Annotated in this window: 18 protein-coding genes; 6 read left to right on the top strand and 12 right to left on the bottom strand. The window is 70.9% G+C overall.

The features are described 5' to 3' along the window. Positions 1 to 12: 12 nt before the first annotated feature. The 10 genes from ASG74_RS10965 to ASG74_RS10920 all read right to left on the bottom strand — a co-directional run bounded on the left by ASG74_RS10965 (position 13) and on the right by ASG74_RS10920 (position 13,771). Complete coding sequence (locus ASG74_RS10965; RefSeq protein WP_056142748.1) at positions 13 to 1,605, bottom strand: DUF58 domain-containing protein; 1,593 nt, start codon at positions 1,603 to 1,605, stop codon at positions 13 to 15. A 2-nt stretch (positions 1,606 to 1,607) separates the two neighbouring features. After that, positions 1,608 to 2,576, bottom strand: coding sequence for an AAA family ATPase (locus ASG74_RS10960; RefSeq protein WP_056142745.1), 969 nt, complete (start codon positions 2,574 to 2,576; stop codon positions 1,608 to 1,610). Positions 2,577 to 2,856: 280 nt separating this feature from the next. Beyond that, positions 2,857 to 3,777, bottom strand: a complete 921-nt coding sequence (locus tag ASG74_RS10955; RefSeq protein ID WP_056142742.1) for a hypothetical protein — start codon at positions 3,775 to 3,777, stop codon at positions 2,857 to 2,859. A gap of 316 nt (positions 3,778 to 4,093) precedes the next feature. After that, positions 4,094 to 6,958 carry an immune inhibitor A domain-containing protein gene (locus ASG74_RS10950; RefSeq protein ID WP_056142740.1) on the bottom strand — a complete coding sequence of 955 codons (2,865 nt, stop codon included), beginning with the start codon at positions 6,956 to 6,958 and terminating at the stop codon, positions 4,094 to 4,096. Between the two features lie 240 nt (positions 6,959 to 7,198). Next, a complete protein-coding gene (locus ASG74_RS10945; RefSeq protein ID WP_056142738.1) occupies positions 7,199 to 7,891 on the bottom strand; it encodes a hypothetical protein in 693 nt (230 codons plus the stop codon). A 4-nt stretch (positions 7,892 to 7,895) separates the two neighbouring features. Continuing rightward, on the bottom strand, positions 7,896 to 9,395 hold the full coding sequence (locus ASG74_RS10940; RefSeq protein ID WP_056142734.1) for a serine/threonine-protein kinase: 1,500 nt from the start codon (positions 9,393 to 9,395) through the stop codon (positions 7,896 to 7,898). Beyond that, positions 9,392 to 10,783, bottom strand: a complete 1,392-nt coding sequence (locus tag ASG74_RS10935) for an FHA domain-containing protein (RefSeq protein ID WP_056142732.1) — start codon at positions 10,781 to 10,783, stop codon at positions 9,392 to 9,394. Before ASG74_RS10935 ends, ASG74_RS10940 begins: the two co-directional genes overlap by 4 nt. Before the next feature lie 10 nt (positions 10,784 to 10,793). Then, the gene (locus tag ASG74_RS10930; protein WP_056142724.1) at positions 10,794 to 11,609 is read right to left on the bottom strand and encodes a PP2C family protein-serine/threonine phosphatase; all 816 of its coding nucleotides are present in this window, start codon (positions 11,607 to 11,609) and stop codon (positions 10,794 to 10,796) included. Then, entirely contained in the window at positions 11,606 to 12,088 is a 483-nt protein-coding gene (locus tag ASG74_RS10925; protein ID WP_056142721.1) for a hypothetical protein, read from the bottom strand. The genes ASG74_RS10930 and ASG74_RS10925 overlap by 4 nt, the downstream gene beginning before the upstream one ends. A 186-nt stretch (positions 12,089 to 12,274) precedes the next feature. After that, positions 12,275 to 13,771, bottom strand: a complete 1,497-nt coding sequence (locus tag ASG74_RS10920; protein ID WP_056142718.1) for a CCA tRNA nucleotidyltransferase — start codon at positions 13,769 to 13,771, stop codon at positions 12,275 to 12,277. A 25-nt stretch (positions 13,772 to 13,796) separates the two neighbouring features. Between ASG74_RS10920 and ASG74_RS10915 the strand changes: the two genes are divergently transcribed. From ASG74_RS10915 to trxA, 6 genes are all read left to right on the top strand, one after another. Continuing rightward, a complete protein-coding gene (locus ASG74_RS10915; RefSeq protein WP_056142715.1) occupies positions 13,797 to 14,279 on the top strand; it encodes an NUDIX hydrolase in 483 nt (160 codons plus the stop codon). A 33-nt stretch (positions 14,280 to 14,312) separates the two neighbouring features. Next, positions 14,313 to 16,424: a protein kinase family protein gene (locus ASG74_RS10910; RefSeq protein WP_056142712.1), complete on the top strand. Its 2,112-nt coding sequence runs from the start codon at positions 14,313 to 14,315 to the stop codon at positions 16,422 to 16,424. A 1-nt stretch (position 16,425) separates the two neighbouring features. Further along, positions 16,426 to 17,004: an RNA polymerase sigma factor SigM gene (gene sigM / locus ASG74_RS10905; protein ID WP_056142709.1), complete on the top strand. Its 579-nt coding sequence runs from the start codon at positions 16,426 to 16,428 to the stop codon at positions 17,002 to 17,004. Positions 17,005 to 17,089: 85 nt separating this feature from the next. Beyond that, a complete protein-coding gene (locus ASG74_RS10900) occupies positions 17,090 to 17,872 on the top strand; it encodes a hypothetical protein (protein ID WP_056142706.1) in 783 nt (260 codons plus the stop codon). Positions 17,873 to 17,973: 101 nt separating this feature from the next. Beyond that, complete coding sequence (trxB, locus tag ASG74_RS10895) at positions 17,974 to 18,999, top strand: thioredoxin-disulfide reductase (RefSeq protein WP_056142704.1); 1,026 nt, start codon at positions 17,974 to 17,976, stop codon at positions 18,997 to 18,999. Between the two features lie 55 nt (positions 19,000 to 19,054). Continuing rightward, positions 19,055 to 19,381, top strand: a complete 327-nt coding sequence (gene trxA, locus ASG74_RS10890) for a thioredoxin (RefSeq protein WP_056142701.1) — start codon at positions 19,055 to 19,057, stop codon at positions 19,379 to 19,381. 145 nt (positions 19,382 to 19,526) lie between these two features. On the opposite strand, the gene ASG74_RS10885 is transcribed toward trxA, so the two are convergent. Together ASG74_RS10885 and ASG74_RS10880 are read right to left on the bottom strand one after the other, a co-directional pair. After that, positions 19,527 to 20,702, bottom strand: coding sequence for a ParB/RepB/Spo0J family partition protein (locus tag ASG74_RS10885; protein WP_056142698.1), 1,176 nt, complete (start codon positions 20,700 to 20,702; stop codon positions 19,527 to 19,529). Beyond that, entirely contained in the window at positions 20,699 to 21,748 is a 1,050-nt protein-coding gene (locus tag ASG74_RS10880) for a ParA family protein (protein WP_082569659.1), read from the bottom strand. Before ASG74_RS10880 ends, ASG74_RS10885 begins: the two co-directional genes overlap by 4 nt. Positions 21,749 to 22,520: the final 772 nt, after the last annotated feature.

Genomic DNA, 22,520 nt, shown 5'->3' with positions numbered 1-22,520 from the left:
TTCGTGGGGTGTTCATGCCAGCACTCCGCTGAGGAGGACGCGGCGGAGGTCGGGCAGCTCACGCACCGTGAGGATCGTGAGGCCGCCCGCGCGGCGGACGCCGACCTGGGCGTCGGGGTCGATGACGAGGGCGACCTTGATGACCTCGACCTCGAACTGGGCGAGCGCGCGCTGCACCTGGATGAAGGGTCGGTGCGAGCCGGTCACGAGGATCGCGATGCTGGCGTCGGGCGCGAGGGCCGCGGCGTCGCCGGTGGAGGCGAAGATGTCGACGGGACCGACGCTGGCGCGGGCGAACGTGTCGAGGGTGAGGGGCGCGGTGGAGCGGGAGATGCGCTGGTCGTTGCACACCATCGTCGTGTCCTGCTCGTCGAGGATCGAGCGCACGGCCAGCGAGGCGGCGCACGAGATCGCGAGCTCGACGGCCGCGTCCTCACCGGTGTAGACGTCGGGCGTGGTGTCGACGACGACGGCGAGGTGGGAGCGGCGGGTGTCGAGGAACTGGCGCACGAGCAGGCGGCCGTGCTTGGCGCTCGAGCGCCAGTGGATGTAGCGGCGGTCATCGCCCGGCTGGTACTCGCGCAGGGCGTGGAAGGCCAGGTCCGACATCGACAGGTCGGGCGTCACCTCACCCTCGAGGTCACGCAGCAGGCCCGCACCCAGCTGCTCGAGCGAGGTCGTCGCCGGGTGGACGAACAGCTCGCTGCGCTCGGTCCACTCCATCGTGCGGCGGACCAGTCCGAGCGGGTCGCCGTGGACCGTGGTCGCCGGGCCGACCTGGATGACGCCGCGGCGCTCGGTCGGCACGACGAACAGCTCTTCGTGGGACTTGCCTGAGCCGAGCGCGGGCAGCGTGAAGCGTGCGGCGGAGCGACCCACGGGCAGCTCGACGAGCAGCGGGAGCATGCCGCGGCCCGAGAGGTTGCGGACCTCGATGCGGCCGGTGGCGGGGTCACCGACGGTGACGCGGGTGGGGTCGACGTCGGTGCGGATCTCGACCTTGGCGTGGCCGAGGGCGAGCGCGACGCACGCGAGGAAGAGCACGAGACACGCGACGGCGATCATCGCCAGCTCGGTCCACTCGTAGCGGCTGGCGAAGAACCAGGTGACCAGCCCGAGGGCCAGCACCGTCCACCCGAGCGGGGACACCCACGCGAGCGCCCGGTGGACCGGGCGCCACACGGGCTGGGCCCTGCGCGCCAGGGGCCGGATGCGGTCGCCGGTGAGGTCGAGGATCCGCGCGCCGGTCTGGGTGAGGGCCGAGGGAATCTGCACCCTGGGCAGGGTGATCGTGGGTAGCTCGGCGCGTCGCCGCGTGGACCGGCTGCTCCCGCCGACGGGAGGGCGGTTGCGCTGGACCCCCTGGGTGTCGTCCTCGCCGTGGCGCAGGCCGAGCAGCGAGCGCCATCGCGACCCACCCGTGGCGGTGGCGGTCGCGCCGGACGAGCGTTGCCGACCCGGCTGCTTCTGCGCGGGCCGGACCTTGAGCGAGGAGCGCGAGACGGTCGAGTCGGTGGACGCGTCCCCGTCGGCCGACGTGTCCGTGTGCAGGTCGGAGCGGCGAATCGTGGCCGACTCGTCGTCGGGCCCCAGCGGATCGGCCATCGTCAGGCGACTCGCTCGGTCGGCGGAGCCACCTCACCGAGGATCTGGTCGATGACCTGGTCGACGCTGATGCCGGCGAACTGGGCCTCGGCGGTCACGAGGAGCCGGTGGTTGAGGACCGGGTGGGCGAGCATCTTGATGTCGTCGGGGATGACGTGGGTGCGGCCCTGGCCGATGGCCCAGGTCTTGGCGCAGCGGACGAAGGCGAGGCAGCCACGCACCGACAGCCCGAGGCGGACGCTGACGTGGCGGCGGGTCTCCTCGGCCAGGCGCGAGACGTAGTCGAGGATCGCGTCGTCGACGTGGACCTCGTCCGCGAGCTCGGCCATGTCGATGACCACCTGCGAGGTGACGACCGGCTCCAGCGACTTGGTGCGGTCGCGGGTCTTGGCGTCACGCAGCACGCGCACGGTCGCCTCGTGGTCGGGGTAGCCCAGCGTCGTCTTCATGAGGAAGCGGTCGAGCTGCGCCTCGGGCAGGCGGTAGGTGCCGGCCTGCTCGATGGGGTTCTGGGTGGCGATGACCATGAACGGCTCGCCGACCTCGTGGCGGGTGCCGTCGACGGTGACCTTGCCCTCCTCCATGACCTCGAGGAGCGCGGACTGCGTCTTGGGTGAGGCGCGGTTGATCTCGTCGGCGAGGACGATGGTCGCGAAGATCGGGCCCTTGTGGAACTCGAACACCTTGGTGTTGGGGTCGTAGATCGTCACGCCGGTGACGTCGCTCGGCAAGAGGTCGGGGGTGAACTGGATGCGGCTGTTGGTGCCGTGCACCGTACTCGACACCGCGCGGGCGAGCTGGGTCTTGCCGGTCCCCGGGAAGTCCTCGAGGAGGAGGTGTCCCTCCGACAGCATGCAGGTCAGGGCGAGCCGGATGACGTGCTCCTTGCCGAGCACGGCCTTGTCGACGTTGCTCACCATCGCCTCGAAGGTCTTGGTGAACCACGCGGCCTGCTCATGGGTGACCGTCATGGGTCGGAGTCCTCTCATCGCAGTGGTGGGATGACACCGCGTGGGAGTCCCTGCCGGCCCCCACGCTCGATGCATCACCCCCCGTGGGTGATCACACACTCGCAGACCCCTCGACATGTCAAGAAGTTCCACGTATGCCGTCACGCACCCTACCGAGACATCCGCACCTTTCCGAATGAGTGCCCGTACCCATCTCACGCCTCCCCAACGTCCGCAACCTTGGTCGCGGGAGCGACCAGACTTGCGGACGTCAAAGCCGTGCGTATGCCGTCCGCCCACCTCAGCCCGGCCAGCCGCGACTGCGCAGCAGCCCCGCGAGCGCCGTGAAGAACGGGTCCGGGTCCACGCGCAGCGTGAGCACCGACAGGGGGATGGCGGCATCGCCCTGCGCCTGGAGGTCCGTGAGGCGCACCTCGTCGCGCAAGGAGACCAGCACCTGGTCGTGACCTGCACCGTTGACCTCCACGCACACGCCATAGCGGTCCCAGAAGACGTCCAGGACCACCCTGCCCGAGGAGAGCCTGCGGGGCAGCTGCCTGGTGGGCTCCGGGAGGCCCCGACGCCGGCACTCGATCGCGAAGTCGAGCTCGTTGAGCGACTGGGCTCCTCCGAGGAGGTCACCCGCCACGGCACGCAGCATGGAGCGAAAGGCATGTCGTTGCACCCGGTCGAGCTCGGCCACGAGATCCGCGGGGCGGACGAGGCGCTGCTGGACGGGCATCACGAGGCACAGCGCCGACTGCCGGGCGGAGACGGCCCACAACGCCGCCTGGATGGTCGCGACCGGCGGCGAGGAACGAGGCATGCCCGCATCGACGCAGTCCTTGGCCGACCACCGTCTCGTCTCGTGCAGGACGACGTCGTCAGGCAGCTCGCGGGGGTCCTTGGCACAGCTCTTCGGAACCCAGATGTGGGTTCTGGGTTCGTCGAAACCCTGGAGGCCGCCCGCCTGCAGCGCCGTGACCCCGCCGAGCGCAGCGCCGGCTCCCACCCTGATGAGGGCCGCGCGCCACGCCTGCCTCCCGATCAGCGGTCCGGTGTGGAGAACGACTCCCTTGGCACCGATGGGTCGCCAGCGGCCCGAACGGATCAGGCTGCGTCGCGTTGCGCGGCTCACGCCGGCAGAGGCCAGCTCGCTGAGGGTCGCGACACCGTCGAACTCGTCGGAGAGGCGATGCAGTGCGTCGGGGGTGTACGTCATACGACGAAGCGAAGCCGCATCGGCGCAGAGCCGCCAGACCCGGCCTCTCCCACTGTGGACGACCTCGGGAAGGCCGCCGCGCTGTGGACAACGCAGCACGTCCGCAGCCCGGCACGCAGCGTCCGCAACCCTGGTCGAGAACCCGACCACCTCTGCGGACGCACGCCCCCCGGCATACAGCAACGTCCGCAACCCTGGTCGCGAACCCGACCACCTCTGCGGACGCACGCCCCCGGCAGACGGCAACGGGCCCGCACCCCTGGCTGGGATGCGGGCCCGTTGTGTGTCGTTCGACCTGAGGACTCAGGCCGTCAGGTCACTTCGCGCTGGTCGGAGTGATCTTGATCAGCGCAGCCTGGTTGCCCGCGAAGGCCTTGGCGACGTTGACCACGGTGCCGTAACCCACACCGTCGTCCGCCGGGTTGCCGGAGCCGAACGGGCCGAGCCCGATGTCGACCCCGTCATAGTCCGGAAGACGGTTGCCCTGCAGGTCGTACAGCGGAGTGGAGTACTGCGCGTTGCCCACCGACGGAACGACCGTGGAGGCGTCACGGTCGCGGTAGAACAGCGCGCCATCCGACTCACGCAGCGCGAAGCCGGGGACCCAGCCCTTGTCGTCGGTGAAGGTGCTCACCGGCGACTGGGACGCGAACTTGGTGCAGTACTCCTTGTACGTCGCGTCGCCGTCCTTGGTGAGGCACTCCGTGAAGGGGTGCGTCCCGGTGAGACCGAAGGCCGCGTTGGACGACTGCGGCCGCGACGGCAGCACGTTGAGCGTCGACGGGTCGACCTCCGCCGCCGCACCGGTGCGCTGCAACGGGTTGAAGTGGCTGTCCACGATCAGCAGGCCACCCTTCGCACCGTAGCTCGGCATGGCCGCCTCGTTCGATCCCACGTGGTTCGTGCTGCCGAACGAGGTGTCGCGGTACCAGACGAGTGCACCCGGGGCGTTGTACTTGATCTTCTCGACCTTCCACGCACCGTCGCCACCAAGCTTCTGGTAGGTGGTGTCGTAGGCGTACTGGAGGCCCTTGTCGAAGCCGTCGAAGTTGCGCCACTCGACCAGGTAGTACTGGGCGTACTGGTTGACACCCGGGTCGAGCACCCAACCGGTGCCGGACGTGTCCGTGAAGGTGCCGACCGTCGCGGTCCAGCCGTTGTTGGCCTCGGCGTCGTCGCTCCAGATGGTCTCGGCGCCGTTGGTCACCGACAGGTCGTCGACGAACCAGCCCTTCTCCTGGAAGGCCTCGTCGGTCGCGTACAGCAGTCGCACCTTGACGTCCTTGCCCGCGAACGGGGTCAGGTCGGCGTAGTAGTGCGCCCAGTCGGGCATGGCACCGGTCAGGCCGTACTTCTTGCCGCCGAAGTCGTGCATACGGCCGTTCGGGTCGGCGTAGCCGTCAGGCGTGGTGACCTCCGCGCCTGCTTGGTCATACAGCTTCTGCTCGGTCCAGGTGCTGCCGCCGTCGGTCGAGACCTCGACGAAGCCGTAGTCCCAGTCCTCCTCGATCGTGCCGGTGTTCCACGCCCAGAACTTGGCATTCGTGGCGCCGGCCGGGACCGACACGTCACGGGTCAGGGCGTTCTTCGCCCAGGACTGGTCCGCGTTGGAGTACCACATGCTGGCACCGCTGTGCGGCTTGGCGAGGGCCACCGTCTTGGCCGGAAGGTTCACCTTGACCCCGTCGGCCGAACCCTTGGGGGTGCGGCTCGACTGGCCGACCTTGACGGCCTTCGGGTCGTCGCCGGGGTTGATGACGACCGGGTCGGCCCAGCCGAGGACCCACTTGTCCCAGATCCCCATGTGGGTGGGCATCGACTGGAAGATCGGGCCCGAGTGCGAGCCGGAGCTCATGAGGTCCCAGAAGTCGACGTCGGAGTCGGTGCCGACACCGCTGGTGTCGTAGAGGTCGGGAAGGCCGAGGTCGTGGCCGTACTCGTGCGCGAAGACGCCGACGCCGGAGTCCTCCGGCTGCACGATGTAGTTGGAGACCTTGAACTTCGTTCCGGGAACCTGCTCCCCGCCTGCGACGGTCGAGGAGTGGGCCCAGATCGCGTTGGCGCCTTGGGCGCCGCCGCCTCCGGACTTGTCCTCTCCGGCGTGGACGAGCACGACGTGGTCGATGACGCCGTCCGGCTCGAGGAGGTTGTTGTCACCGTCGACGTCACCCTGGTCCTCGAGGTCGTAGTCGGCCCACGGGAAGTTGGGCTGCGCCTTGGCGAGTGCCTCGACGGCGTCGACGGGAAGTGCGCCGGCCCCGGCCGGGTTTTTCGGGTGACCCTGCATGTCCTGGATCGCGCCGTACACCCACTTGCCGGTCTCGTCCTTGTGGCAGCGGGTGGCCCCGTACCAGGCCTCCGAGTGCGGGACGGTGACCCACGGGGTCGCGGCGCCACCGACGGTGTAGGCGCCCTTGGACATCTCCTCGTACATGTTCTTCATCGTGTAGCCGGAGATGTCGATGCCGGGCTTGCCGTCAGGACCGGTGAGGTCGGGGCGGACGCGCTCGGTGATGCCCTCCTTGGTGTACAGCATCTTGTTGAAGTGCTCCGACGAGAAGTCGTCGAGCCACATCGAGTTGTTGTCCTTGAGCTCGCTCTCGGCCGGATTCGGGATGTTGTTGTGCTTGGGCCCGTTCTGGACGGTGCCCGGCACACAGGTGCTCGAGGAGAAGCCATCCGGAACCATCGATCCGGTGAAGTCGTCGTTGGCCTGCTCGTTGAACTCCACGAGGATCGTCAGCAGCTTTGCCTGCTGGGTGGTCTTGGCCTGCTTGAACCTCTTGGCCTTGATGGCCTTGGGGCTCTTGCCTGTCTTGATCGACTCGGCTTCGAGCTTGCGGAGCTGCTTGGCAGCCGTGGGGTTGCCCTGGCTGTGCTTGCGGTCCACCTCGAGGGCCTTGGCGAGCGCCGACTTGCGCTCGGCAGCCTTGGCCTTCTTCTGGGCAGGCGTGGCCTTGAGGTTGAAGGCCTTGTCCTTGGAGACCGCAGTCTCCATGCGAGGTGCCACATAGTTGATGTAGCCCTCTGACGAGGGGGCGGCACCGACGGGCGCCGGACCTGACGTGGGAGCTGCTGCGACAGAGCTCGACCCCAGGGTCAGGCCGGTCGCCGCGAGCGCAAGCGCAGGCACGGCAGCGAGATAACGCCGCCGGGCGCGCGCGGAACTGCGAGCAGTCATGTTTCTCCTCCGAGTACCGGGCCGAGGCCCGGATGTCCGTGCCCCTTTGCACGAACTTCTGTGCATCCTGCCTTCCCGGTTCCCCGGAGGGAAGGACTTTGCGCCGAGTGGTCGTCAGCGGCACCCTTCCGACCTGCGGGTATGCCGCCCGCACCAGGGCGTGGACCACGCGGCGACGCTGTGAGCCGGACCTCCCACCCACGCCGCCCCGGCCGGGGATCGGCAGAGGACGATCCGGGGTCAGTCCAGCAGGGCCAGGTCCGCCTCGGTGACCATGCGCGTCGAGAGGGCGTGCTCGACCAGGCGGGACTTGCGGTTGCTCGCCAGCTTGCCGGGGCCGCCGTGGAGCCCGCGGGTCCCGGCGTCCGCCAGCTTCTGGCAGACGTTGTCGAGCTTGCGGTTGAACTTCGTCGTCGTCCACCCCAGCCGTGCGGCCGCCTGGGCCGAGGACGGGATCTGGCCCTGGCCGACATACGTCGTGCGCAGGAAGCTCTCGCAGAGCGCAACGATGAGCAGCTTCTGGTCAGGGGTCATCGAGACCCGTCCCACCGTCGTCTCCCCGGGGGAGTCCTCGGGCTCGGGCTCCGGCTCGGTCACGATCGAGGTGAACGTCGCATCCTCGACCGTGATGTCGAAGTCGTAGGTCGTGGGGCCGGCCGTGAACCACACCGTGAAGGCCTCGAGGGCGAGGGGGATGCGGGCGCCCGGCGAGAGCCAGGCCTGGAAGAGCCCCTGCCGGTCACCGACGGTCGCCGTGAGCGTCGAGCCGACGTTGGTCAGCCACCACAGGTCGTGCTCGCGGTGCACCTGCAGGAAGACCCGGTGCAGGTAGGGGTTGTCGTCGATCTCGACGTCCGCGACCCTGCCTATGGTGAGGGGCGCGTCCTCGGGAGCCCGGTACTCCTCGCCGCAGAACTCCACCGTCACTGTCATCGGGTCATCCTCCGGTCATGCACTTGATCGGTGAGTACGTCGATGACGCACCAGCCGCCCTGCTCACGGCCACCTGCGCGCAGACGAACTGGCCCGGCTTGGTGGCGACGGTGTGTGACGCCTTGTTGCGGACCGTGGTCACGATGGCCTTCGGGACCTCGGCCTCACTGCCAGCGATGTGCATCCGGTAGAAGTCGCCCTTGCGGGCGCCGACGTACTCCCAGCTGAACAGGATGCCTCCGGCGACGACCCGCCCGTCGATGGTGGGCGCCTCGGGAAGGTCCACGACGGGCCCTCCGCGGGAGGTCGCCGACGACGTCGGGGCGTTCGCCGCGTCGGCGGGGGGTGCCTCACGGCCACGGAACCCGATGGCCCACACGAGGGTCGCCACGAGCGCCAGCAACAGCACGCCCACGCCGCCCAGCAGTGCACCGCCGCTGATCGTCGTCGGCGCGGGCTCGGCGTCATCCGGGTCCTCGGCCGGCGCGGGCGTGGCCGTCGTCGCGGATGGGGTGGGCCCGTAGCCCTGGGACGGCGAGACCCTGGCTGCGCGGACGCTGGTGCGGTCGGGATCGGTGTGCTCGGGCGCCGCCTGGCCGGTGCTGTCGGCGACGGTGGAGTGCCCGGACTCGTCGAGCACGACGATCGGGGTGCGGGCAAAACGCTGGGACTGCTCGATGGCCTGCAGGCCACGGGCCAGCTCGATGGCCGTCTGCGGGCGTGCGTCCGGCTTCTTGGCCATGGCGTGGCCCAGCAGCCGCTCGAGGCTCAGCGGCACGTCGGCGCGCCCGGTCTGCGGAACGGGCGTGGCCCGGATGCGCGGCATGAGCGCGTAGGCCGAGTTGTCACCGCCCGGCTGCTCGAACGGCGAGCGCCCCACGAGGAGGTGCCACAGGGTGGCGGCGAGGGAGTAGACGTCGCTGCGGGCGTCACCGTTGCTCTGGCCATAGAGGACCTCCGGCGGCGACCAGGGCACGGACACGCCGACGTCCTCGTCGTGCTCCTCCTGCCCGACCGCCCGGCCGGCGATCCCGAAGTCGGTGAGGCCCGGTACGCCGTACTGGCTGAGCAGCACGTTGGCCGGCTTGATGTCGCGGTGGACGATGCCCGCGCGGTGCGCGGTCTCCACGGCAGAAGCCAGCTGTATGCCGGTCCGCAGGACTTCCTCGACCGTCAGCCGCTCGCGCTTCGCCCGGGTCGCGAGGTTGGGCGGCGGGTAGTACTTCATCACGAGGTAGGCACCGCCGTCGGCGAGCTGCTCGCTGCGGAAGACCTGGACGATGTAGGGGTGGTCGGCGAGCTGGGCCATGGTGTCGGCCTCGTCGACGAACTGGCGCCGGATCGTCGGTGTCAGCCCCTCCCGCTTGAGCACCTTCACGGCGACCGGCATCCGCGGCTGCTGCTGCTCGTAGAGGAAGACGTCGGCGTAGCCGCCCGAGCCCAGGGGTTGGCGGTAGACCAGGCCCGGGATCTCCGGGGGCGAGCCGGGTGCAGCTCGGCTCACTCGGAGACCTCGTAGGTGAGGGAGACCTCGTCGGCGAGGGTGACGACCGCGCCCGGCTCGATGCCGAAGTCCTCGGTCGGGCGCAGGCGCACCGGCTCCTGGCCCGGGAGGGTGACCGTCGTGCCGTTGGTCGAGCCGAGGTCGCGCACGAGGACGTGCCAGCCCTCGAGGATCACCTCGGCGTGGTTGCGGGAGATGTCGTTGTCCTGGGAGGCGAGGCGCACGAGGTGGGGCCGGCTGCTCGGTGGCAGGTCGGCGTTGACCTTGGGCGCGCGTCCGAGCAGGATCCCGCGGTCGAGCGGGACGAGACCACCGGCGGAGACGCGCAGCGTGCCCAGCTGCGGACGAGGCGTCTGGAAGGGCTGCTGGGTCGGGATGTCACGGCCACAGACCCGGCAGGCGCTCGCGTGCGGTGACGAGTGGTGGCCGGCGGGGCAGAGGACGGCCAGGACGACCGGGCTGTCGGCGGGACCGTCGATGCCCGGGGAGAGGGCGCTGCGGTCCATGGTCACGTCCGGCACGGGCGGGGCGGCGACCGCCGGCTGATCGGACTCGACGGGTTGGTCGGCGCCGGGCCCCGGGTTGTCCGGCGCGGGAGCAGGCTCGGTCGCGGGCGGCTGCTGCTGCATGGGGGGCGGGCCGGTCATCCCCCAGTTGTCGGGGCCCGTGGTTCCGTCCGCGGCGGGCAGCTCCTCGGTGGCGGGCTGCGGCGGCGGTGCAGGGGCGGCTGCCGCCTCGTCCTCGGGCAGGGTCCGCCACGGGACGCTGTCGATGAGGACCTTCTTCTCGGGCGCGGGCGCCGTGACGGGCGCGACGCGCTCCGCGGGCGCCGACCCGGCGTGCTCCTCGTCCGGGGGCAGTGTGAGGTCGACCGGCGGGATGCCCGGTGCGGGCGCGGCCGCCGAGAGGTCGGAGGCGTCCGCGTCGGACGGCGGCTCCGGTTCGGCGTCGGGCTGGCTCTCCTGCTCGGACTCCTCACGCACCGCGGCCACCGCGGCCACCGCGGCCACCGGGCGACCCAGTCGGCTCGGGCGGCGCCAGCCGCCCTTGGCACCGTTGCCCAGCTCGATGGTGGCGACGTCGAGATCGAAGTCCCGCCACGGCATACGGCCGTCTGCGGACACCTCGGAACCGTCGGCGCGCACGAACGCCGAGCCACGCACGAGCACGCGGGTCACGTCACCCGAGGTGTCCACCAGCGCGAAGTCGGGCAGCGCAGCCAGCCCGTCGCGCCCGAGCGCCTGCAGGGCCTCGACCAGGCCGGAGTCGAGGGGCCCCTGGAGGTCGTCCGCGGCCGAGGCAGGCGCCTGCACGAGGAGGTGTCGGTCGGTGGTGGACAACGCGACCCACCCCTTGGCGGGCTGGGTCGTGACCTCGGTGCTGCTCACGATGTGGTCCTCAGCTCGGCATCAGGGTGTGGCGGGGAGCCGTGTCGGCCTCGTCCCCGTCATCGTCGTCCGCGTCGAAGGCGACGACGACGACACTGATGTTGTCACGACCCCCGGCGTCGAGGGCGGCTCGGCAGAGCTCGTCGGCCACCCGCTGGGGGTCGTCGTACTTCTGCAGGGCGACCATGATCGTGCGGTCGTCGATCTCGTTGGACAGCCCGTCGCTGCACAGGACGAAGCGTTCGCCCGGGTGCGGCGGGAAGACCCAGACGTCGGCGTTCGGTCCGGGGTCGGTGCCCAGTGAGCGCGTGATGATGTTGCGCAGCGGGTGACGCAGCGCCTCCTCGGCCGTGATGAGGCCGGCGTCGACCATCTCGCGGACCTCGGAATGGTCCTGGGTCACCATGCTCATGCGGTTGCCGAGGAAGCGGTAGACGCGCGAGTCACCGACGTTGAAGACGATCCAGTGCTCGGCACCGCCCGCGTCGACGACGGTGAGCCCGGCGACGGTCGTGCCCATGCCGGACTGCTCGGGGTGCTCGGCCGCCGACTCGAGGATGCGGGCGTTGGTGTGCCTGAGCAGGGCGACGACGTCCTCGGAACGCACGTGCTCGCGCGCGTTGAGCTCCCCGAGGCACCGCACGGCGATCTCGCTGGCGACCTCGCCCGCGGCGTGACCGCCCATGCCGTCGGCGATGGCGTAGACGCGGCCCTCGGCGATGAGGTTGTCCTCGTTGTGGTCTCGGACCCGCCCGACGTGGGTCGCCGCCCCCGAGCGGATGTGGACGTCCGGACCGGTGAGGGAGGCGTAGTGCGCGGCGCTCACGGGCTGTCCCCGCCCGCGGGGGTCACCCGCACGGTCTCCATGGCGTCCTGGACCGCGTCGTAGTCACTCTCGGAGTCCGGGCCGGCGATGCGGCCGGTGAGCCGGACGAGCTGCGTGACCTCACCGGCGCCGACGGCCGTGAGCAGGTGCACCAGGTAGACCGGCTCACCCCCTTCGACCCACGAGACGTTGAGACCGGTCCACCGGCGCTCGCCGAGCTCGACCTCGAACGTCGGGTCGCACTCCCCCTCGTCGTGTCCCTCGGCCTGGCTCATGAGGTCGTCGACGAGGTCGTCGGGGGTCGAGTCACGCGACGTGTGGACGTATGCCGTGAGCTGCGGAGCGAGGTCCCCTCCCCTGCCGTGCGTCACCCGGAACAGGGCGTCGCCCCCCGGCTCGGCGACCCAGCCGTCGGGCACGGTCAGCTCGATCATCGGGAGCTGGGGGCTGAGTGCGCTCGGATGACCCACCGTGGGCATCGGGGCCACCTCCGGGGCGGTCGGGGCGGCACCGTCACCGGCGCCGTTGCATGAACCGAACCAGCCTAGCCCGGTAGGCGGGAACCACACGATGGGGAGAGCTCCCCGCCACGGATGCGTCGACCGTGACGCGGAAGTCGGGGGTCGTCCCGGTTGCAACCGGGACAGTTCGCGATTTCCGGGTGCTCAGCGGGACTCGGGCTGCTCGGCCCACCAGGTGCGCAGGCGGTCGGCTGCAGCCTCGGGCCCGATCGGGCCCTCGTCGAGGCGCACCGACAGCAGGTACTTGTAGGCCCGCCCGAGCACCGGGCCCGGCGCGATGCCCAGGACTGACGCGATCTCGTTGCCGTCGAGCTCGGGGCGCACCGCCGCCAGCTCCTCCTGCTCCAGAAGCAGCCCGATGCGACGCTCGAGCTCGTCGTAGGTGCGCGAGAGCCGCTGGGCCTTGCGGACGTTGCGGGTGGTGCAGTCGGCGCGGGTGAGCCGGTGCAGGCGGGGCAACAGTGGCCCGGCGTCGGTGATGTAGCGGCGCACCGCGGAGTCGGTCCACTGACCGTCGCCGTAGCCGTGGAAGCGCAGGTGCAGCTCGACGAGGCGCGACACCGCCTTGACCGTGTCCTTGTCGAAGCGCAGTGCCCGCAGCCGCTTGGCGGTGAGCTTGGCGCCGACGACCTCGTGGTGGTGGAAGCTCACCCCGCCGGCCGGCTCGAAGCGCCGGGTCGCCGGCTTGCCGATGTCGTGGAGCAACGCCGCGAGGCGGAGCACGAGGTCGGGGCCCGGCACCGACTCGGCCGACCCGTCGGGTGGGCCCTCGAGGTCGATGGCCTGCTCGAGGACGATGAGCGAGTGGTCGTAGACGTCCTTGTGGCGGTGGTGCTCGTCCACCTCGAGCTGCAGGGCGGGGAGCTCGGGCAGCACGTGAGCGGCGAGGCCGCTGGCCGTCAGCAGCTCCAGTCCTGCGCGGGGGTCGGGGGCGAGCAGCAGCTTGACCAGCTCGTCGCGCACCCGCTCGGCCGACACGATCGAGATGCTCTCGGCCATGGCGCTCATCGCGGCGGACACCTCGGGGGTGGGCAGGAGCCCGAGCTGGCCCACGAAGCGCACGGCGCGCATCATCCGCAGGGGGTCGTCCCCGAAGCTCACCTCGGGAGCCGCCGGAGTGCGCAGCACGCCGGCGTCGAGGTCGGCCAGGCCGTTGTGGGGGTCGACGAACTCCAGCGAGGGCAGCTTGAGCGCCATCGCGTTGACGGTGAAGTCTCGCCGGACCAGGTCGTCCTCGAGCGAGTCGCCGAACGCGACGACCGGCTTGCGGGTCACGCCGTCGTAGGCGTCCGCGCGGTAGGTCGTCACCTCGACCGTCGTCTCGGTGCCGTCGGCTCTCCGCCGTGCCCCGATCGTGCCGAACTCGCGACCCATGTCCCAGGTCGCCGAGCCCCAGGCCTTGAGGATCGCCTCGCTCTCGTCGGGCGACGCGCTGGTGGTGAAGTCCAGGTCCGGAGGCGTGCGTCCGAGGAAGGCGTCGCGCACGGGTCCACCCACGAGAGCCAGCTCGTGACCCGCCGCGGTGAAGCGCTCGCCCAGGTCGGTGAGCAGCGGCAGGACCGGTGCCAGGCGGGCGACGGCCTGCCTCATGAGGGCGGCGGGGGGAGGAGGAGACGACACGAGGAACAACAGTAGGTGCATCAGGTGGCGTGGTTAGAGTGACCGGATGAGCCATGCCGCAGCGGAGCCGCCCCGGGTCACCCGGCGGCTCCCTGCGGTCGAGGAGCGCTCGGCCGGTGGCGTCGTCGTCGACGTCCACCAGGGCGAGGCCCGGATCGCGGTCATCGCGCGCCGCAACCGCGCCGGCCGTGTCGAGTGGTGCCTGCCCAAGGGCCACATCGAGGGCACCGAGACCCTCCCGCAGACCGCCGCACGCGAGGTCGCGGAGGAGACCGGCATACAGGGCAGGGTCCTCATCGAGCTCGGCACGATCGACTACTGGTTCGCGGTCGGCGACCGGCGGATCCACAAGTACGTGCACCACTACCTCCTCGAGGCGACCGGCGGCGTGCTCACCATCGAGAACGACCCGGACCACGAGGCGATCGACGTCGCCTGGTTCGCGCTGCGCGACGCCCACCGTCACCTCACCTTCCCCAACGAGCGCCGGATCGCGCGCATCGCCTGGCAGCGCCTCGCCGGGGACTGAAGCAGCAGCCCTGTCCCCCCGCTGACACCTAGGATGGGCAGCCACACCGAGCGGAAGGGGCACCCGTTGGAGGGCGTCGGACCCGGAACCACCCTCGATGGGCGCTACACCACGCAGCGCCGCATCGAGCAGCGCCGCGGCGCTGAGCGCTGGACCGCCGAGGACACGACCCTCGGGCGCTCCGTCATCCTCCTCTGCCTGCCCGACGACGACTCCCGCCGCAGCGCCCTGCTGGACTCCGCCCGCCGTGCCGCGGGGGTCGAGACGCCCACCCTGCACCGCGTGCTGGACGTCGGCCGTGAGAACGGCGTCGCCTGGGTCGTCGAGGCGGACAGCACCGCCGCGCGTTCCCTCGCCGAGCTGGTCGAGGAGGGTGGCCTGCCTGCCGACGAGGTCCGCCGCATCGTCGGCGAGGTCGCGACCGCCCTCGAGTCCGCGCGCCAGCGCGGCCTGCACCACCTCGACCTGCGTCCCGAGGACGTGCTGCGCACCGTCGACGGCGAGGTGCGCCTGCGTGGCGTCGCCACGAGCGCCGCCCTGGCCGAGCTGGACGACCTCGAGTCCGAGGACGCGTCCCGTCGCGACGCCGTCGGCGTCGTCTCCCTGGCGTATGCCGGCCTCACCGGTCTGTGGCCCGGTCCCGACGAGACGTCGCTCGGCTCCGCGCCGCGCGTGCTCGGTGGGGTGGCCGCGCCGTCCGAGATCGCGGCCGGGGTGCCCCGGGACCTCGACGCCCTGTGCCGGTTGACCCTCGGCGAGGACCAGGGACCCACGTCCCCCGGTGACTTCGCCCGGCAGATCGCGCCGTGGCCCTCGCGCCAGGTCGCCGGTCGCTCGACGCTCGTGACCTCGAGCACGGTCGACCCCCGCCGCTCCGCAGCGGTGCCCCCGGTGGAGGTGGCACCCGCTCAAGCGCCACCCACCCCGTCGCCCACGACCCCACCGCTCACGCCGGCCGCCCTGGCTGCTGCGGAGCGGCAGGGCCACGACGGTGGCGACGGCGAGCTGGTCGAGGGGGACGAGCCGTCGGAGGACGACACCCCGACCCACGTCATGGAACGGCCCACGGGTCAGCCGGAGGCTGCCGCCTCGCCGGACTCCACACAGACGCAGGTGCTTCCCGTCTCGGCCGGCTCCACCCCCTCCCCGGCCGGGCCCGCCGCGCCCGGCCCCACGAAGCCCAGTGCTGCGTCCGGACCCGGTGCTGGCGCTGGCGCTGCTGCCGCGGCATCGGCTGCCGGTGCCGCCGTGGCCGGTGCGGGTTCCGCCGTGGCCGGTGCCGTCGGTCGGCTGGGCTCGCGCGTGGGCACGCTGGGCCGCCAGGTGGGCGACCGTGCAGCCGAGAAGGCCGCCGAACGCCGCGGCTTCCACGACCGCATCACCGGTCCCAACGCGCCCGGCCTCACGCCCGACGGTGAGCGACTGCGGCCCGGGACCGGCAGGGACGCCGTACTGGAGGCACCCGCCCCCCTGGTCCCTGCGCAGCCACTCACCAAGGACGAGTCCAAGACCGCCCTGGCCATCGTGGCGGGCTTCCTCATCCTGGCGCTCATCATCGGCCTGTGGGGAGTCTCGCGGATCGGCTCCAAGACGCGGGACCTCGACTTCGGGGGCCTCCCCGGCAGCTCCGCCAGCAACAACCCCTCGTCGTCGTCCTCCTCCTCGCCGTCCGCGAGTGGATCGCAGGAGGCCAGCCCCAGCGCCACCACCGGTGAGTCGATGCAGGTCCTGGCGGCCGACGGCTACGACCCCGAGGGCGACGGCCGCGAGAACGGCACGCTCGCCCCCCGTGTCTTCGACGGTGACCCGAAGACGTCGTGGCAGTCCGAGGGCTACGCCTCAGCCGCCTTCGGCGGTCTCAAGAAGGGCGTGGGCGTGAGCGTCGACCTCGGGCCCAACGTCGCCGCGCGCACCGTCAAGCTCACCCTCAACAACACGGCCGACGTCTCCGTCTACATCGGCGCCGAGAAGTCCCTTAAGGACGCCACCAAGGTCGGGGAGAAGGACGGGGCCAATGGCACCGTGACCTTCCCGGTCAAGGCCGGCACCCAGGGTCAGTACGTCATCGTCTGGTTCACCCAGCTCACCCCCGACGACAAGGGCCGCTACCGCGCCATTCTCGGCGAGGTCGAGGTCACGAACTGACATGAGCGACCTCGAGGGCGTGGATGACCGCGCCCTCATGGCCCGCCACGTCGCCGGGGACGCCGACGCCTTCGGTGAGCTGTTCCGGCGCCACCGTGACCGGTTGTGGGCGGTGGCGGTACGCACCACCGGCGACCGTGAGCTCGCCGCCGACTGCGTCCAGGACGGCTTCGTCAACGCCTTCCGCCGGGCCGGCTCCTACCGCGGGGATGCGGCCGTGTCCACGTGGCTGCACCGCATCGTCGTCAACGCCTGCCTCGACCGGCTGCGCCGCGAGCGCGACGTGCTGCGACGGGCCGGTGACGCGGCCGACATCGACATCATCGACTCCCACGACCGGCACGACGAGGCCGCGACCGGGCTCGACGTGCGCTCCGCCCTCGCCCGCCTGCCCGAGCACCAGAGAGTCGTCCTCGTCCTCGTCGACATGCACGGTATGCCGGTCGCAGACGTCGCCGACACGCTGGGTGTCGCCGTGGGCACGGTGAAGTCGCGCTGCGCGCGAGGCCGCCTGGCGCTCGCCGAGCTCCTCGAAGGAGCCAGGGACCACAACGATCGGGAACCGGGGGCGAGCGCGTGACGTCCTATCTGGTGAGTCCTGCCAGCTCTGCTGCCGCCGTCGAGCGGCGGAGTGGGTGGCCGATGCCCGGAAGGAGGAGCAAGCAGTGACGTTGCAGGATGACGATGAGGACCCCACGGGCATGCGCGCCCTGCTGAGGAGCCTCCCCGACCCCGGGCCGATGCCCGACGACCTCGTGCATCGGATCCAGTCGGCCCTGACCGAGCTGCCCGCGCTCGACGGGCCCGGAGAAGGTCACGCCGACGGGGGTCGCGACGAGGACGTTTCACGTGGAACGCCCGCCTCCCGCAGCTCCTGGTGGGGGCGTCACGCCGGCCGGGCAGCGGTGGCAGCCGTCGTCCTCCTCGGCGGCGGCGCGGTGGCCTCGGGCTCCCTGGGCATCCTCGGAGGAGGCGGAGACTCCACCTCGGCTGCGGGGAGCTCCGCCGAGGGCGGGTCCCAGACGGAGAGCCTGTCCGGATCGCGGGGGGACGCCGGTGCTCCTCGGGACTCCTCGTCCGGCCAGGGCGCCAGCACCCAGGAGGCCGCCCTGGGACCCGTGCTGGTGCGCCACTCCGGCCGGAGCTACACCGCTGGTGACCTGCCAGAGCAGGTTGCCGGCGTCGCGACCGGCACGACGACCCCGCCACTGACGGCCGAGTCCCCCGCCATCGGCCCGATCGGCACCGAGGTGGGCGTGCGCTCCTGCCTCGCGGCCCTCGGCCTCCCGCGCGCCAGTGCGGCCGACGTGGACCTCGCCTCGCTCGACGGGACCCCGGCGGCGGTGCTCGTCATCACGCTGGGAGGGGAGCGGACGGCATACGCCGTCGGCCGGGACTGCACCACCGGCAACCCGTCACTGCTGGCCGGCCCGGTGACCGTGCCCTGACCGCGGGTCGGGCCGTGTGTCGGGAACAGCGAGCGCCTAGGATCGGTTGCATCGAGGCCACCGTATGTAGCGGTGCTCCCCATTTCCAGCCACAAGGGACGGTGTTCGTGAGTTCCCCCGCCAAGGCCTTCGGCCAGGACGACAGCGACCTCAGAGACGTCATCATCATCGGTTCCGGCCCGGCCGGCTACACCGCAGCCGTGTATGCCGCGCGCGCCAACCTGCGACCGGTCCTGTTCGAGGGGGCCGTCACCGCTGGTGGAGCCCTGATGAACACCACGGAGGTCGAGAACTTCCCCGGCTTCCGCGACGGCATCATGGGGCCCGACCTCATGGACGAGATGCGGGCCCAGGCCGAGCGGTTCGGCGCCGAGCTCGTCACCGACGACGTCGAGTCCGTCTCGCTCGACGGTGAGGTCAAGTCCGTCGTCGACGGCGAGGGGCGCACGTGGCGTGCCCGCTCGGTCATCCTGGCGATGGGATCGGCCTACCGCGAGCTGGGACTGCCCGACGAGAAGCGCCTGTCCGGCCACGGTGTCTCGTGGTGCGCGACCTGTGACGGCTTCTTCTTCCGCGACCAGGACATCGCGGTCATCGGTGGTGGCGACTCCGCCGTGGAGGAGGCGACGTTCCTCACGAAGTTCGCTCGGTCCGTGACGATCGTGCACCGTCGCGGTGAGCTGCGCGCCTCCAAGATCATGGCCGACCGGGCCCACAGCAACGACAAGATCCGGTTCGCCTGGAACAGCGAGGTCGAGGCCATCCACGGCGACGACAAGCTGACTGGCCTCACCCTGCGCGACACCACGACCGGTGAGAGCCGGCAGCTCGACGTCACCGGCCTGTTCATCGCCATCGGCCACGACCCCCGCAACGAGCTGGTCCAGGGCGTGGTGAACCTCGACACCGAGGGCTACGTCGTCGTCGAAGGGCGCTCCACGCGCACCAACCTGCCCGGTGTCTTCGCGTGCGGTGACCTCGTCGACCACACCTACCGCCAGGCCATCACGGCTGCCGGTTCCGGTTGCGCGGCAGCCCTCGACGCCGAGCGTTTCCTCGCCTCCCTCGAGCAGGACCACGTGCAGGCCAGCGACGCAGCGCTCGTCGCGACGCTCGTCGCCCCCTGACCTGCCCCCACACCTCAGCAGACTCCGACCGCCCCACCTCAGGAAGGACCCCATCATGGGAGCCACCCGCACCACCGACGACGCCTCGTTCGACACCGATGTCGTCAAGAACAGCAAGGTCACTCTTGTCGACTTCTGGGCCCCCTGGTGTGGTCCGTGCAAGGCGATCGCCCCCGTCCTCGAGGAGATCGCGCGTGACCACGCCGACGTCCTCGACGTCGTCAAGCTCAACACCGACGAGAACCCGGCCGTGACCGGCAAGCTCGGCATCACCTCGATCCCCACGATGCATGTCTACAAGGACGGCGAGATCGTCAAGACCATCGTCGGCGCGATGCCCAAGCCCAAGCTCCTGCGCGAGCTCGAGCCCTTCCTCAGCTGACCAGCGTCATCACGCACAAGCCCCCCGGCCTCACGGCCGGGGGGCTTGTTCTTGTGCTGAGCAGTGCTGTGCTGCAACGGTATTCGCGATGATGAGGGTTGTCGCGCCGGTCTGACTTCGGAGGGTCATGCCGGCTCAGGCCGGCTCAGGCCTCGGTGCGCAGGTTCATCGCGTCGAGGATCCGGTTGAGGTCCTCGACCGAGGCGAAGTCGATCGTGACCTTGCCCCTGGACTTGCCCAGGGCAATGCCGACGCGCGTCTCGAGCCGGTCCGAGAGGCTGGCGGCAATGTCGTCGAGCTGGGGGTGACGCCCACCGGCTCGCGGCCGGCGCCTGGGCGGCTTCTCGTCCTCGACACCCAGCGAGACGATCTCCTCGACCGTGCGGACGGAGAGCCCCTCGGCCACGATGCGCTGGGCGAGGCGCTCCATGGCGGCCGCGTCCGAGACGCCGAGCAGGGCCCGTGCGTGCCCGGCCGACAGCACGCCGGCGGCGACGCGGCGGGCGACGATCGGGGGCAGGCGCAGCAGGCGCAGGGTGTTGCTGATCTGCGGACGCGAGCGCCCGATGCGCGTGGCCAGCTCCTCCTGCGTGCACGAGAAGTCGTCGAGGAGCTGCTGGTAGGCCGCGGCCTCCTCGAGGACGTTGAGCTGGCTGCGGTGGAGGTTCTCCAGGAGCGCGTCGCGCAGGAGGTCGTCGTCCTCGGTGGCCTTGATGATGGCCGGAACGGTGTCGTTGCCGGCCTCACGGCTGGCCCGCCAGCGGCGCTCGCCCATGATGAGCTCGTACTGCACACCCTCGGGCACGTCGGTGGCGTCGGGGGGGATGGGGCGGACGACAACTGGCTGGAGGACGCCGATCTCGCGGATGCTGTGGACGAGCTCGGCGAGGTCGTCCTCGTCGAAGACCGTGCGCGGCTGGCGCGGGTTCGGGCGGATCGAGTCGAGCGAGAGCTCGGCGAACTGCGCACCGGGAACGGCGACGAGCTCGGGACCGTCGGTCACTTCCGCGGCGACTGCCGTGTCCTCCCCGTCCTCCCCGACCTCCTCGGCCAGATCGCCGTTCGCGTCAGCAAGCTCGTTCGGCGCGCTGACCTGCGACGATGCCCCTGCGTCACTCGCCTGGTCGGCGTGCCTCTCGGCGTGCGCAGCGGGAGCCGGAGCGTCGCTGGCCGCAGGTTCGACGGTGTCGAGCGACCCGTCCGTTGTCGGGGGGCGCTCCTTGAAGAAGACGTCCGTCGGCCGGTTGATCGCCGCCCCACCGGCGCCCGGGGGGATGAGGGCGCCGAGTCCGCGGCCCAGGGCACGTCGCTTGTCGCTCATGAGCGGTCCTCACTGTTCTGGGCTGCGTTCTGCGCTGCCATCTCTGAGGCGGCCTCGAGGTACGAGAGGGCGCCACTGCTGTTGGGGTCGTACGTCATGACGGTCTGCCCGTGGCTGGGCGCCTCGGAGATCCGGACCGAGCGGGGCACCGTGGCCTTGAGCGTCTGGTCCGGGAAGTGGTTGCGGACCTCGTCGGCCACCTGCGCCGAGAGGCGGGTGCGTCCGTCGAACATCGTGAGCAGGATGGTCGACACGTGCAGGTCGGGGTTGAGGTGGTCACGGATGAGCTCGATGTTCTTGAGCAGGGCCGACAACCCCTCGAGGGCGTAGTACTCGCACTGGATGGGGATGAAGACCTCACTCGCCGCGACGAACGCGTTCACCGTGAGCAGCCCCAGGCTGGGCGGGCAGTCGATGAGCACGTAGTCGATGCGCTCACCGCTCTCGGCGCGCTCCGTGACATAGGCGGCGACCGCCTTCTTGAGGCGCGTCTCACGCGCCACGAGGGAGACGAGCTCGATCTCGGCGCCGGCGAGGTCGATGGTCGCGGGAGCGCAGTACAGGCCGGCGATGTCTGCACAGGGCTGCACCACCTCGCTCATGGGGTCCCCGTCGACGAGGACGTCGTAGATGCTGGGAACCTCGGCGTGGTGGTCGATCCCCAGTGCTGTGCTGGCGTTCCCCTGCGGGTCGAGGTCGATGACCAGCACCGTGGCCCCGGCCTGGGCCAGCGCGGCAGCGACGTTCACCGTGGTGGTGGTCTTTCCCACCCCGCCCTTCTGGTTGGCGACCGTGAGCACCCGGGTCCGGCTCGGCCGTGGTAGGTCGCGCCCGACGAGAGTGATCCGCTTGCGGGTGTCGTTCGCCACGGCCTGGGCCAGCGGGGTGTCCGCGCCCACCGCAGGAATGTCGGCCACGTCCTCGTCCGCTGAGTCCCGCGACACACGCGCGAAGGCATCCGCGGCCTTCTCCGACTCGGACGGCTCCGTTTCACGTGAAACATCAGCCGGCTCGGCGACAGCCGGAATGGGCGCTTCCGCTTCCACGGAATCGAGCTTGTCGGCGGGAACCTCCGTTTCACGTGAAACATCGCGACGTTCCAGGCCGTCGAGCCCCGGCCACCCCAGCGGTGCCGTCTGGGGGCCGGGAAGGGCGGGAAAGCCCAGCCCAGGGGTCACGCGGCGCTCGGCCTCGACTGGCATCGTCGGGATCCACCTCAGGGTCGTCGGTTGGGAACACCCAATCCAACAGGACCGCCCCCCGACACGCCAAACCCCACCCCCGCGTTTCCCTCAGTTCCGCTCACAGCACAACGTTTCACGTGAAACATCCTCCCTGCTCCGTCATCCCCTGTGGTCGTGGTGACCCTTGTGATCGCCGCAGTCCCATCCGCGGATCGCGCGCTGCGCGCACTCGCCGCTCCCGCCAGGCCCAGCCAGCGGCGATCACAAGCGTCTCCCCTCCTCAAGGTCACCCGCCGCTGTGGTCCCGTTTCACGTGAAACATCGCGCTTGGCATCCCCTCCGCGCGCGGGGGCGGTGCTCGGCCTGAATCTCCTCCGCGACCATCCCCCCACCCCGGCGCTCTCGCTGGTCTGGCATTCGCGGGCGTCGACGCGAAGAAGCCCGGGGAGGACGGACGCAACTGGCGGGCGCCACGTCAAGGTGACTCCACATAAGCCGTGTGGAGAAAACACGCCCTGGGGGCTTCTCATGAACTGCCGGCCTTGGGAGGCGACGTTGTGGAGCACGTCAGGGGCGGTTCGCCGCTGGCTGGGCCTGGCGGGAGCCGGGAGTGCGCGCAGCGCGCGGACGGCGG

Origin of the sequence: Knoellia sp. Soil729 (assembly GCF_001427985.1) — a bacterium.
Classification (GTDB): Bacteria; Actinomycetota; Actinomycetes; order Actinomycetales; family Dermatophilaceae; genus Knoellia.
Note: the sequence above shows the minus strand (reverse complement) of the source record. Positions and strands in the feature narration are given on the sequence as shown.

Excerpts from the sequence above, each read along its gene's own strand:
- sigM (WP_056142709.1), top strand. The coding sequence starts at position 16,426 with ATGAGCGACCTCGAGGGCGTGGATGACCGCGCCCTCATGGCCCGCCAC.
- ASG74_RS10910 (WP_056142712.1), top strand. The coding sequence starts at position 14,313 with ATGGGCAGCCACACCGAGCGGAAGGGGCACCCGTTGGAGGGCGTCGGA.
- ASG74_RS10950 (WP_056142740.1), bottom strand. The coding sequence starts at position 6,958 with ATGACTGCTCGCAGTTCCGCGCGCGCCCGGCGGCGTTATCTCGCTGCC.
- ASG74_RS10945 (WP_056142738.1), bottom strand. The coding sequence starts at position 7,891 with ATGACAGTGACGGTGGAGTTCTGCGGCGAGGAGTACCGGGCTCCCGAG.
- ASG74_RS10960 (WP_056142745.1), bottom strand. The coding sequence starts at position 2,576 with ATGACGGTCACCCATGAGCAGGCCGCGTGGTTCACCAAGACCTTCGAG.
- ASG74_RS10955 (WP_056142742.1), bottom strand. The coding sequence starts at position 3,777 with ATGACGTACACCCCCGACGCACTGCATCGCCTCTCCGACGAGTTCGAC.
- ASG74_RS10885 (WP_056142698.1), bottom strand. The coding sequence starts at position 20,702 with ATGAGCGACAAGCGACGTGCCCTGGGCCGCGGACTCGGCGCCCTCATC.
- ASG74_RS10925 (WP_056142721.1), bottom strand. The coding sequence starts at position 12,088 with ATGCCCACGGTGGGTCATCCGAGCGCACTCAGCCCCCAGCTCCCGATG.
- trxA (WP_056142701.1), top strand. The coding sequence starts at position 19,055 with ATGGGAGCCACCCGCACCACCGACGACGCCTCGTTCGACACCGATGTC.
- ASG74_RS10920 (WP_056142718.1), bottom strand. The coding sequence starts at position 13,771 with ATGCACCTACTGTTGTTCCTCGTGTCGTCTCCTCCTCCCCCCGCCGCC.
- ASG74_RS10965 (WP_056142748.1), bottom strand. The coding sequence starts at position 1,605 with ATGGCCGATCCGCTGGGGCCCGACGACGAGTCGGCCACGATTCGCCGC.
- ASG74_RS10915 (WP_056142715.1), top strand. The coding sequence starts at position 13,797 with ATGAGCCATGCCGCAGCGGAGCCGCCCCGGGTCACCCGGCGGCTCCCT.